Here is a 12,366-nt window from a genome sequence, read left to right as displayed (position 1 = left end):
CAAAGCAATTCTTTTTGTGGAGAGACAGCATGGCTCTGAAACAGCTCCTTACTGCAGCACTGCTGCTGATGGCAGCATCAGGCAATGGCGCAGCCGACACACCAGCAGCGCTTCCCGAACCGCCCCGGGTTATGCTGCTGCCTGCAGAACTGCCCGAGTATCTTGCCAAACGCCCCGATGGCACCCTACGGGATGTGCTCATCCCTCCGCAAGACCGCCCCTGGTATCTGCAGGTCATTCAAAACATGGCCATTGCCACTGCAACCAACAACGAACAGAAGCAGAATGACGGGCGCCCACGCACCCCCACAACACAGCGGCCATGATCACGGAGAGCTTTATGCGTCAGATTTCAGCGACAGTAACCCGTTATGTACTCGGCATCATGATCAGCGTTGCCCTGAGCGGTTGCGCTACCTCACCGCCGGTCAGGCCGGCAACCCTGGTGCCCGGTGAGTACGGCTATCTCAAGCAACAGATCTCCTGGCTGATTCGTCAAGAGATGGCCAAAAGCAACGTGCAGGGGCTCTCCATTGCACTGGTGGATGACCAGCAGGTGGTCTGGTCAGAGGGCTTCGGTTTTGCTGACCGTGCTGCACAGACACCCGCCAGCGGAGATACGGTCTATCGGGTCGGGTCGGTCTCAAAGCTGTTTACCTGCTTGGCGGCCATGCAGCTGGTGGAACAGGGCAGGCTTGAGCTGGATAGACCGCTGACAACCTACATCCCAGATTTTTCGCTCCGTTCCAGGTCCGGCACTACGGCGCCCATCACCCTGCGCAGTATCATGACCCACCATTCCGGCATTCCGTCCGACTACCAGAAGGGGATGTGGACCCAACAGCCCCAGCCGATCAGCACGCTGCCGACCCTGATCAGGGATGAATACGCTGCGTTCCCGCCCAATACGGTCTTCTCCTATTCAAACCTGGGTATGTCGCTGCTGGGGCTGGCGGTGCAGAATGCCAGCGGACAGGAGTTCAGCCGTTATCTGCAGCAGGCGGTATTGCTACCGCTGGGCATGCAGCATGCCGCCTTTTCTGCTGCCATTGCCACCCAGGCCCCGGCAGCCAAGGCGTACCGCAATGGTGAAGAAAAGACAGAACCGCCCCTGCGGGATATACCGGCGGGCGGCCTGAACGCATCGGTCAACAACATGAGCCGCTTTATCCGCATGATCCTGGCAGAGGGAGAGCTGGACGGCCAGAGGCTGATCAAGGCGGAAACCCTGCAGGAGATGCTGCGTTCCCAGAACCGCGATGTGGCGCTGGACCAGGGCTTCCGGATCGGTCTGGGCTGGATGCTGGACGGACTGGGTGGCATCAACATCAAGAACGCCGGTACCGTTGCCCACCACAGCGGCGCAACCATCTATCACCGTGCCCAGCTGGTGGTGCTGCCGAAGGTCAAACTGGGGGTTGTGGTGCTGTCAAACTCAAGCAGCGCCCAACAGGTGGTCAACAGCATCAGCACCGAAGCATTAAGACTGGCGCTTGAGATCAAGACCGGACGGAAACAGCCGGAACAGGAACCGGTTGTCAGCGGCGAATTCCTGACACCGGATGAACTGGAGGCCTATCAGGGCAGCTATGCCACCATGGCCGGCCTGGGCAGGCTGTCGCCACGATCCGGGTATCTCAAGGCAGAGCTGATGGACCGTTCATTCCGGCTGGTACCACGGCAGGACAAAAAGCTGCAACTCCAGTACCGGCTGCTGGGACTGTTCCCGCTGGACCTGGGGGAGCTTGGCCGCTATGGCATCAGCCGCGCAACCGTCAACGGCCATGAACTGTTGAAGGTAGCCGATGGAGAGCAGGAGCTGGTGATCGGCGAGAAGGTCATGCCGGTTCCTGTTTCTGAAGCCTGGCGGCAACGTACCGGCAGCTACCGGATCAGCAATGCCGGAGCCGACACCGTGCTGGTCAGTGATATTGAGCTGCGGCTGGAAAACGGTTTCTTGCTGGTGGAGTATACCCTGCCGGAGTTTGGTGGTGGTCGGACCAGCAGCGTTATCCGCCCTGTTTCCGATCATGAAGCGGTGTTTACCGGGCTCTGGCGCGGCATGGGTGAAACCATCCGGGTGATCAATGAAAACGGGACGGAACAACTCAGTTTTTCCGGCTACCGGCTTGAAAAGGCTCCTTGAGGGAGTCATAAAAACCATTGTCTCCTTGCGGCAGTTGAGGGATGATAGCCAACGGCTTACAGTGCAGATGCCCAAAGGAGCACAGCGATGGAACAGAGAAAACTCGGCACACAGGGATTGATTGTCTCGGCCCAGGGGTTGGGCTGCATGGGGATGTCGGACTTTTACGGTACACGGGATGAGACAGAGTCGATTGCCACCATCCAGCGTGCCTTCGAGCTGGGGGTGAACTTTCTGGACACCTCGGACATGTACGGCCCCTTTACCAATGAGGAGCTGGTAGGCAAGGCGATCAAGGGCAAGCGGGAGCAGGTGATCGTGGCCACCAAGTTCGGGATTGTGCGCAGCAACCAGGCTGGTCCCAACGGCGGCTGGGCTCCGATCACCGGCATCAGCGGCAGGCCGGAGTATGTCAAGGCTGCCTGCGATGCCTCGCTCAAGCGGCTGGGGATCGATTGCATTGACCTCTACTACCAGCATCGGGTGGATGCCGAGGTGCCGATCGAGGAGACCGTGGGTGCCATGGCCGAGCTGGTCACGGCCGGCAAGGTGCGCTACCTGGGCCTGTCAGAGGCCAGTAGCGCCACCATCCGGCGTGCCCATAGCGTGCATCCGATCAGCGCCCTGCAGAGTGAGTACTCGCTCTGGAGCCGTGAACCCGAGGATGAGGTACTGCCCACCCTGCGGGAGCTGGGGATCGGGCTGGTGGCCTACAGCCCGCTGGGCCGCGGTTTTCTGACCGGTGAGCTGCAAAGCCCGGATGATTTTGCCCCGGATGATTACCGCCGCAACTCGCCCCGCTTCCAGGGCGAGAACTTCCAGAAGAACCTGGAGGTGGTGGAACGGGTCAAGGCGATTGCCGCCAGGAAAGGGATCACGGCCGGTCAACTGGCCCTGGCCTGGGTGCTGGCCCAGGGGGATGACATCGTGCCGATCCCTGGCACCAAGCGCCGCAGCTACCTGGAGCAGAACATTGCCGCCAGCGCGGTGGCAATCAGCCCGCAGGAGCTGGCCGATATCGCAGCGGCCCTGCCCAAAGGGGCGGCAAGCGGCGAGCGTTATCCAGCCTCCATGATGGCATTCATCAACCGGTAGCCACGCCCGTGACGCACACTAAGCATGGCAGGGCCCCCTTTGTACTGCTCTGTCTGATCGGATCAGCCACCTTTTTCAGTTCCTACCTGCGCATCCCGGTCTTGCCGCTGTTTGCGGCAACGCTGGGGGCAGGTCCGGCCCAGGTGGGACTGATCAACGGCGCCTTCATGGTGACGGCCGGGATTTTGTCCATCCCGGCCGGTCTGCTGGTGGACCGGCTTGGCCGCACCAAACCGGTGATCGGCGGCATTGTGGCCACCGCAGCGTCATCACTGCTGGTAACCCAGTGCAGTTCTCCGCTGCAGCTGGCAGCAGCCTACCTGCTGTTTGGCGCCGGACTGGCCGCCTTTGCCCCGGCCATGCTCTCGCTGGTGGCGGATATTGTGCCCTCTGAACGGCTGGGCCGGGCCTATGGCTGGTACACCACCGCCATTTACGTTGCCATGACCATCGGACCGGCAACCGGTGGCTATCTGGCCAAGACGGTCGGCCTGCGCAATGTCTTTTTTGTCTCCGGCACCATGCTGACAACCATGGCGCTGCTTGCCCTGCTCGCACTGCCCCGCACCGCTGCCCGTCACAAGACCGAACTGCATGCCGCCCTGGCTGCCAGCCTGACCCTGCTGCACAACCGCCCCCTGCGGGCCTGCCTGCTGGCCACCACCGGCAGCTGCATCGGCTTCGGCCTGTTTCTGACCTTCCTGCCGCTGTTTGCCGCATCCCACGGCCTTGATCCGGGCCAGGTCGGCCTGGTGTTTGCTGCCCAGGCCATCACCAACGTGGTGGGGCGGGTACCGATCGGCATGATAGCCGACCGGCTTGAGCGCCGCCTGCTGGTCAGCGCCGGGCTGTTCTGCCTCGCCCTGGCCCTGCCTGCCCTGGGACAGACCACGCAGCTGTCCTGGATGGTGCTCTGTGCCGTGGGGATGGGCATCGGCATGGCCTTTACCTTCACCGCCATCAGTGCGCTGATCGTTGAGCAGGTTCCCACGGTGCAGCGCGGGCTTGCCATGGGGATGTACAACAGCTGCATCTACCTGGGAATGATGACCGGTTCCACCGCCATGGGGATCGCCTTCAAATGGGTGGACTACCCCACCGGTTTTGTTGCTGCCGGCGTCATTGCCCTGCTGACCATGCTGCTGTTCCTGCTGCTGATCTCCAAACCCACCAGCAACGCTGCGACCACCTGCTGATCCCTGCAGCCAGTGCTGACCGCAATCACCGGGCTCCCTGTTTGACTCAGCGGATTACTGCGGTATTATCAGCTATCTCACCTTTCAGGAGGGCTCTCCCATGCGTACCCTTTTGCTGGCTGTCTGCCTGTTGTTTGCCTTTAGTCTGCCTGCCCCTGCTGCTGTCATCAATGTTGAGTTCAACTTTACCCCCTATCTTGCCCCTGCTGACCCCAATGCCAAGCAGGTGGACACCATACCGGGCAAGGCGGTGGTCTATCTCAACAACCAGCTGCTTGCGGAACAGGAACTTGAAAAACGCGATCTGCCGGTGCTGTTTGAAGAGCGGGAGATCTCGCCTGCGGTCTGGGTACCGGCCAGCTCCATGGGTCCGGGCCTGCGTAAAGGCATGAACAGCATCCGGGTCGAGTTTACCCCGGCCAATCCCACCCAGCCCTACCTGGCCCGTTTCAGCTGGTCGGAAGTCACTGACAAGGAAACCCGTACTGATGATGGCGCTGGTCGCAGCACTGCCACCAACTATGGCGGCACCGGCAAGGAAGAACGCCCGGTCAAGGGTAAGGTGGTATTTGAGCGGGGCTTTACTGCTGATTTTGCGGTTGACCGTGCCTGGCACCATTATCCGCCCATCATTGCAGTAAGCCCGGCAGACAAGGCCGCCTTGGCAGCCCTGCTGAAAGAGCGGGCCACACTGTTCAAGCCCAACTTTGCTGCTGCCTACAAACTGCTGGAAAAACAGCCCAACCTGACCGTAGCGGCCATGCAAAAGGCCAAATGCCTGGAAAACGCCTACAAGGTCGGCATCCGGGTCAAGGCACCTACCGCAGAGCAACTGGAAGCGGTTATTTCCAACAGCCCGGAGCTGCTGTTGCAGGGCAAGGGGGGCAGCCCGCTGCATCCGTTTAACCGGGCTGCTTTTGAGAAGATCAAGGGGGATGAAAACCAGATGTGCGCGGCCATGGCCCTGTTTACCCTCTACCCGCCCCGCCTGACCGTGGTGAGAACCCCGGCTGGAAAGTGGGAAGTGGTGGAGTAAGGGGGCAGGCTCTGGTGAAACAGTGAGTTGAATAAACAGAAGGAGAAGATGAAATGTCGTCTTTATTATCCGAAGTAGGCTTTGATATTACAATTGTAGACGCTGCTGGCGAAGCTCGGCAGTTTACCAGCGTCAAGTCTTTTCGAGCTATGCTGGAAAAGGAATCTCCTTTCTGGGATGAGGCTGCTAAAAACTCCTCAAATAACGAGCACATAGTGAGCATTAGAAATACTTTTACTGGTGCTTCACGTCTGCTTGACACCTTTGAAAACGGCTATACTAAGTGGGATGAAAATAATCGTAAGATTCAATTGAAAAGCCTAACATCAGATTTGGTGCAACGACTGAAAAGCGGGGTGTTTTCTGACTCACCTTTTGCTGAAGCTCTTTTAAATGCAGTGAGGATTGGTTCTGTTCAGGCGCAAAGTTTTTGGAATTATGTCACTAACTACAACCGTGGACATCTACAGAACACAAATCTTTCTATCCAAGTATTGGAAGGTGCAATTCTAGGGTATGAATATTTGCTTCAAGACGAATCAATGATCACTAAAAGGCGAGATGTGGAAAAACGAGCATTGGCATCAATGCGAAGGACTCTTTCTGATAAAACTGATGAGATTGTAAAAGAAACGGAGCTATTACAGCAAAATTTACAAACTGATAGTGAAGAATTTAAGAACGAGCTTCTGGAATGGAAAGCCTCAATTCAAGAAGAGTTGTCTCAACAGCGTGACGATTTCTTTTTGAATGCCAAAACGAAGCTCTTTGACTTGGAAAAGCTCTACACAGAGAAATTGAAACTTGAAAAGCCCGCAGAATACTGGCGTGAACGGGCTCGTCAGTGCAGGAATGCTGGTCGTGGATGGGGGGCCGCGCTTATTACTACGACATTTGGTGCTATCATTGTATTTGCATGGCTTTTCAGTGAATGGCTACAATCTGGCAAAGTAATTGAGAAGTTTTCCGCGCAGCACTGGCAGGGCATCATTTTACTTGCATCAGTCCTTTCCTTGTCTGCCTTTTTAATCCGAACTTTTGGGAAGTTAACTTTCAGTGCGTTTCATTTGCAACGCGACGCCGAAGAGCGCGAGCAACTCGCCTATGTGTATCTTGCTCTTGCCAATGAAACAGAGTTTACAGATGAATCAAGGAGGATCATTTTCCAGGCGTTATTTAGTCGTACAGAAACGGGTCTTTTGTCAGGAGACCATGGCCCAACAATGCCTGGCGTTACAGAGGTTATCTCAAAATTTAAATAAGGCTATGATCAATCACCTGGTGGTTCGGTAAAGACCGCACCACCAGATATCTCTGCGAAATTCTCCCGCAAACAGCCTATCTTTTGCTATTTACCTAAACGATAATAATGGCTGCTATTATCGATATTACCTGTTTGACTTCCCCTCCCCCCACTTTTATGTTCGGTCTCCATTATTTCAATTGAGGGAGAACCGTTCATGAGCGCTTTTGAGGTGAAATCCGATCCGCAACTGTGGGAAAAACTGGGCATGGACGTGGCCCGCTTTACCGGCATGCCGGCCATGCTGACCCAGGCCTATACCAACATCTTCCTGGCCCAGCAGAACCGCCCGGCCAAGATGGCCTATTTTGACGGCATGGTGGAGAACATCCACACCGGCCGTATCCATGAGCTGATGGAGGCCAAAGAGGCTGGCAAACCGGTGATCGGCACCTTCTGTGTCTATATCCCGGAAGAGGTGGTGGTGGCAGCCGGTGGCGTCTGTGTCGGGCTGTGCGGCGGCGCCCAGGGCTCGATTGCCGATGCTGAAAAGGTGCTGCCCCGCAATATCTGCCCGATGGTCAAATCAGCCTTTGGCTTCAAGGTGGGTAAGATCTGCCCCTATTTCCAGGCCGTTGATTTTGTCTATGGCGAGACCACCTGCGATGCCAAGAAAAAGACCTGGGAGCTGCTGGACGAGTATGTGCCGACCCATGTGATGGAGATCCCGCAGATGAAGCGGGACAAGGACAAGGCGCTCTGGCTGGATGAGGTCAAGGAGTTCAAGGTTGCGGTGGACAAGATCACCGGCACGGAAACCGGCTTTGACGAGCTTTCCCAGGCGATTGTGACCATCAATGCCAAACGCAAGGCGTTGCAGCGCCTGAACAACCTGCGCCATCACAACCCGTCCCCGATCAGCGGCAAGGATATGCTGTTGATCGAGCAGATCGCCTTTTATGACGAGCCGAACCGCTTTGTGGAAAACGTCAATGCCCTCTGTGATGAACTGGAGGAGCGGATCAAGCAGGGGATCGCTGTTGCCCCGGCCTCCACGCCGCGCATCATGGTTTCCGGTACGCCGATGGCGCTGCCCAACTGGAAGCTGCACAACATCATCGAGACCTCCGGCGGGATTGTGGTCAACGAGGAGAGCTGCATCGGCACCCGTTACTACAAGGACCTGATCGACGAAGGCTCCACCACGCTGGAGCAGCAGCTGGAACGCCTGACCGAGCGCTACATGAAGATCGACTGTTCCTGCTTTACCCCCAACACCGAGCGGATCGACCAGGTGCTGAAGGAGTACGAGCAGTCCGGCGCAGAGGGGATCATCGACTACTGCCTGCAGTTCTGCCACACCTACAACATCGAGGCGGTCAAACTGCGCAAGGCCTGTGAAGAGCGGGGCATCCCGTTCATGGCGATTGAGTCTGATTATTCACCCGACGATGTGGGCCAGCTCAAGACCCGTGTTGAGGCGTTTATCGAGCAGATCAAGGGGTAAGTGTGGTGAAAGTAGGAATTGATCTGGGATCACGTACCATCAAACTGGTGGCGCTCAAACAGGGCGCCATCAGTTTTCATACCGTGGTGGAAAGCAGCTTTGAACCGCACCGCCAGGCGCTGGCCTTTCTGGAACAGCATGTACCGGTCAGGGCGGTTGCCACCGGCTATGGCAGGCATCTGGTGCAACAGCATGCCGAGGTGGATGTCATCACCGAGATCAAGGCCCATGCCATGGGGGCACGTTATTTCTTTCCCCAATGCCGCACCATTCTGGATGTGGGGGGTCAGGATTCCAAAGTAATCAGCCTGACCGCAGAGGGCAAGGTCCAGAACTTTCAGATGAATGACAAGTGCGCGGCCGGCACCGGCCGTTTTCTGGAGATGATGGCAGTGTCGCTGGGCTACACCATGGCCGAATTCGGCGCTGCTGCAGCCGGTGTTGAGCAGGCCACGCCGATCAACAGCATGTGCGCGGTGTTTGCGGAGTCAGAGGTGGTCTCCCTGAAAAACAGCGGCATGCCGCCGGCTGAAATCGCCAGGGCCGTGCATCTGGCCGTTGCCAACCGGCTGGCCACCATGGTCCGCAAGGTGGGGTATGGCGATCATCTGGTCTTTAGCGGCGGGGTTGCCAACAGTCCGATTATGGTGAGCCTGCTTGCACAGGAACTAGGGGTACCGGTACTGGTGCCTGATCACCCCTCCATTGTCGGCGCCCTGTGGGCCGCCCTGCAGGCGGAGCTGCTGCACCATCGTGACTCACCGGCAGCATAGCAGCTGAAACCACCCCCCCTCAATCCCCCCTTGTCAGGGGGGAGGTCTTTAAACCTTTCCTGTTTGCTCCTCCCCTGACAAGGGGAGGCCGCGAGGGGTTGAAAGATGTCTTGCGCGGATAAGCAGCGTTCCGCTGCACTGGTGATTTTTAACAGATCGGCTATACTGGCCCGACATTTGCCGTAGAACAGAGATCCAGTCAGGGAGTCAGTCATGTTCATCGTATCCGTAACCTACCAACAGCCGCTGGAGGTGGTGGATCATCACCTGCCGGCCCATCTTGCCTTTCTTGACCGCTACTTTAGCCAGGGCACCTTCATCGCCTCGGGCCGCAAGGTACCCCGCACCGGCGGGATTATTCTGGCTACCGGCGTCACCAAGGAGCAGCTTGATGCGATCCTGCTGGAGGATCCGTTCAACCAGCACGGGGTTGCCCTGTACGAGGTGACCGAGTTTGAACCGAACCGGACCGGCCCTGAATACGCCTGGTTTCTGAAACTGTAAGGAGTTGCCATGACCGAACCTCTTCTCATTGCCAAAAACAGCACCACAGATATCCTGCTGCTGCCTCAGATGGCCAACCGCCACGGCCTGATCACCGGCGCCACCGGCACCGGTAAAACGGTGACCCTGCAGATGCTTGCCGAGCATTTTTCCAGCCTCGGCGTGCCCTGCTTCATGTCTGATGTGAAGGGTGACCTTGCGGGTGTATCGCAGCCCGGCGGCGGCAATGCCAAGGTTGCCGAGCGGGTCAAAGCCCTGAAACTTGAGGGGTTTGCCCACCAGGGATACCCGGTTACCCTGTGGGACCCGTTCGGCTTGAATGGTCATCCGGTGCGGGCCACCATCTCTGACATGGGACCACTTCTGCTTGGGCGTATGCTCGATCTCAACGAAACCCAGAGCGGCGTCCTGAACCTGGTGTTCAAGGTGGCTGACGACAATGGTCTGTTACTGTTGGACCTGAAGGATCTGCGGGCTATGCTCGCTTTTGTCGGTGAAAACGCCAAGCAGTTCACCACCGACTACGGCAATGTATCAACGGCCTCAATCGGCGCCATCCAGCGCGGCCTGCTGACCCTGGAGGCACAAGGCGGCGAGCAGATCTTCGGCGAACCGATGCTCAATAGTGCCGATCTGCTCCAGACCGACCGCGGGCTTGGGGTCATCAACATCCTTTCATCCGAAAAGCTGATGCAGTCGCCAAAACTTTACGCCACGCTGTTGCTCTGGCTACTGTCTGAGTTGTTTGAAAATCTGCCCGAAGTCGGCGACCTTGACAAACCGAAGCTGGTCTTCTTTTTTGACGAAGCCCACTTGCTGTTTAGCGATGCCCCGCCGGTGCTGGTGGAAAAAATCGAGCAGGTCGTGCGGTTGATCCGCTCAAAAGGGGTGGGAGTCTATTTTGTTACCCAGAACCCGGCTGATGTGCCGGATAAAATCCTGTCGCAGCTTGGTAACCGGGTCCAGCATGCCTTACGCGCCTTTTCGGTGCGCGACCAGAAAGGGGTCAAGGCTGCCGCAGAAACCATGCGCGACAATCCGGCCCTGGATGAAGCTGCAGTAATCACTGAACTGGGGGTGGGAGAGGCACTGGTTTCCTGCCTTGATGAAAAAGGGCGCTCAGGTGTGGTGGAGCGCGCCTACATGGTGCCGCCCCGGGGGCAGATCGGCCCGATCAGCGCCGACCAGCGCAGCCGGTTACTCCAGACGTCGCTCGTTGCCGGTGCCTACGATACACCCATTGATCGTGAATCAGCCTATGAAATCCTCAAGGCCCGAGCCAAACAGTCAGCCGACGCAGCCGGTACCCAGACGCAGACTGGTGCTGCGTCGTCTTCCGGCAGCAGCGGCTTGGGCGGTGTGCTGGCAGATATGCTGGGTGGCGGCAGTGGCCACAGCAGAGGTCGCGAAAGCGCGGTTGAGGCCCTGACAAAATCAGCGGCCCGCGCCATGGGCAGCCAGATCGGTCGTTCAATAATCCGTGGCGTACTGGGCAGCCTGTTTGGCGGAAGGCGCTGACCTGACGGTACTGCCGCTCAGCCGGAAGCCACAGGTATGAGAGGCCTTTGATGGCGGGAGACAGGGAGATATCCCATGCAACACGAATTACGTCGAAAAGATCGGGGGATCGCTGAAACAGAGGCCAGGGCACTGCTTCAGCAGGGGGAGTACGGCGTGCTTTCCCTCTGTGGCGCTGATGGCGAACCGTACGGTCTGCCGCTCAGTTACTGCGTGCTGAATAATGCGATCTACTTCCACTGTGCCCTGGAAGGGCGCAAACTGGCTCTGCTGGCAGACAACAACCGGGCCTCATTCTGTGTGGTGGGTGCCACGGAGGTGGTGCCGGAAAAGTTCTCCACCCGCTATGAAAGTGTGATTGTCTCCGGCCGGGTCAGCGAGGCGCTTGATGCAGAGAAGCAGCACGGCCTGGAAGGGCTGACGGACAAATACTGCCCTGAGTATCATGAAAAAGGACTGCAGTATATTGCCAGCGATGCAGCCAGGACCAGGGTCTTTAAGATCAGTATCGATACCATCTGCGGCAAGGCACGGCGCTAGCGCCCGCAAACAATGCCGGTATCAGGCTGGCATGTTTCAGATCACAGCGCCAAAGAGCATCCCGACCCCTGCAGTGATCGCCATTGCCACGGCTCCCCAGATCGTTACCCGCCATGCGCCAAGCAGCACGTTGGCACCGCCGATAGAGGCTGCCAGCCCCCCAAGAACCGCCAGACAGACCAAGGAGCTGGCCGCCACCAGCGGGATGGTGAGCCGGTGCGGACTTTGCCAGGCAATGAGCAGCGGTACTGCCGCCCCCAGGGCAAAGGTCATGGCTGAAGCCAGGGCAGCCTGCAGTGGGCGGGCAGTATGAATCTCCGATAACCCCAACTCATCACGGGCGTGGGCCCCCAAGGCATCATGGGCCATCAACCGTTCAGCCACCTGCCTGGCCAGATCCTGATCAAGACCGCGCTGCATATAGATTTCAGCCAGTTCCCGGTGTTCAAACTCAGGATCATCTTCAAGTTCACGGCGCTCACGCTGTAAATCAGCCCGTTCCGTATCAGCCTGGGAGCTGACTGATACATACTCACCAGCGGCCATTGACATGGCACCGGCCATCAGCCCTGCCAACCCGGCAAGCATGATGTTGCTGCTGCCGGTTTCGGCTGCAGCAACCCCCACCAGCAGGCTCGCCGTTGAGACAATACCATCGTTAGCTCCCAGCACCACGGCACGCAGCCAGCCAATCCGCTCTGCATAGTGCTGCTCTGCGGCCATTGAATCTTGAGGGACATGGTTTGCTGATGGCGGCATCCTGAAACTCCTTTAAGTACAATCCTGTCTGTTGTTTGCAGCCGGCCCT

At 57.9% G+C, this 12,366-nt stretch carries 12 protein-coding genes; 11 read left to right on the top strand and 1 reads right to left on the bottom strand.

Annotated features, from left to right (window positions below; translation table 11 throughout):
* Positions 1 to 29 precede the first annotated feature (29 nt).
* The 11 genes from FY034_RS00515 (at position 30) to FY034_RS00465 (ending at position 11,558) form a co-directional block, all read left to right on the top strand.
* The gene (locus tag FY034_RS00515; RefSeq protein WP_265552949.1) at positions 30 to 326 is read left to right on the top strand and encodes a hypothetical protein; all 297 of its coding nucleotides are present in this window, start codon (positions 30 to 32) and stop codon (positions 324 to 326) included.
* A 14-nt stretch (positions 327 to 340) separates the two neighbouring features.
* The gene (locus FY034_RS00510) at positions 341 to 2,146 is read left to right on the top strand and encodes a serine hydrolase domain-containing protein (protein WP_265552947.1); all 1,806 of its coding nucleotides are present in this window, start codon (positions 341 to 343) and stop codon (positions 2,144 to 2,146) included.
* An 87-nt stretch (positions 2,147 to 2,233) separates the two neighbouring features.
* Positions 2,234 to 3,241 (top strand): aldo/keto reductase, encoded by a 1,008-nt coding sequence (locus FY034_RS00505; protein ID WP_265552945.1) that lies wholly within the window; start codon positions 2,234 to 2,236, stop codon positions 3,239 to 3,241.
* A gap of 8 nt (positions 3,242 to 3,249) precedes the next feature.
* Positions 3,250 to 4,437, top strand: coding sequence for an MFS transporter (locus FY034_RS00500; RefSeq protein ID WP_265552943.1), 1,188 nt, complete (start codon positions 3,250 to 3,252; stop codon positions 4,435 to 4,437).
* 100 nt (positions 4,438 to 4,537) lie between these two features.
* The gene (locus FY034_RS00495; RefSeq protein ID WP_265552942.1) at positions 4,538 to 5,473 is read left to right on the top strand and encodes a hypothetical protein; all 936 of its coding nucleotides are present in this window, start codon (positions 4,538 to 4,540) and stop codon (positions 5,471 to 5,473) included.
* Positions 5,474 to 5,526: 53 nt separating this feature from the next.
* Positions 5,527 to 6,735: a DUF6161 domain-containing protein gene (locus tag FY034_RS00490; RefSeq protein WP_265552940.1), complete on the top strand. Its 1,209-nt coding sequence runs from the start codon at positions 5,527 to 5,529 to the stop codon at positions 6,733 to 6,735.
* Between the two features lie 198 nt (positions 6,736 to 6,933).
* Complete coding sequence (locus FY034_RS00485; RefSeq protein WP_265552938.1) at positions 6,934 to 8,223, top strand: double-cubane-cluster-containing anaerobic reductase; 1,290 nt, start codon at positions 6,934 to 6,936, stop codon at positions 8,221 to 8,223.
* Between the two features lie 2 nt (positions 8,224 to 8,225).
* Complete coding sequence (locus FY034_RS00480; RefSeq protein WP_265552936.1) at positions 8,226 to 8,996, top strand: acyl-CoA dehydratase activase; 771 nt, start codon at positions 8,226 to 8,228, stop codon at positions 8,994 to 8,996.
* Between the two features lie 213 nt (positions 8,997 to 9,209).
* A complete protein-coding gene (locus FY034_RS00475; RefSeq protein WP_265552933.1) occupies positions 9,210 to 9,500 on the top strand; it encodes a YciI family protein in 291 nt (96 codons plus the stop codon).
* A gap of 9 nt (positions 9,501 to 9,509) precedes the next feature.
* Entirely contained in the window at positions 9,510 to 11,018 is a 1,509-nt protein-coding gene (locus FY034_RS00470) for a helicase HerA-like domain-containing protein (RefSeq protein ID WP_265552932.1), read from the top strand.
* A gap of 75 nt (positions 11,019 to 11,093) precedes the next feature.
* Positions 11,094 to 11,558 (top strand): pyridoxamine 5'-phosphate oxidase family protein, encoded by a 465-nt coding sequence (locus FY034_RS00465; RefSeq protein WP_265552930.1) that lies wholly within the window; start codon positions 11,094 to 11,096, stop codon positions 11,556 to 11,558.
* Between the two features lie 36 nt (positions 11,559 to 11,594).
* On the opposite strand, the gene FY034_RS00460 is transcribed toward FY034_RS00465, so the two are convergent.
* A complete protein-coding gene (locus FY034_RS00460) occupies positions 11,595 to 12,317 on the bottom strand; it encodes a VIT1/CCC1 transporter family protein (protein WP_265552928.1) in 723 nt (240 codons plus the stop codon).
* Positions 12,318 to 12,366 lie beyond the last annotated feature (49 nt).

It is taken from the genome of Trichlorobacter lovleyi (assembly GCF_015239775.1).
GTDB lineage: Bacteria > Desulfobacterota > Desulfuromonadia > Geobacterales > Pseudopelobacteraceae > Trichlorobacter > Trichlorobacter lovleyi_B.
The sequence above is the reverse complement of the archived record's forward strand: the minus strand, read 5'-3'. Positions and strand labels throughout refer to the sequence as shown.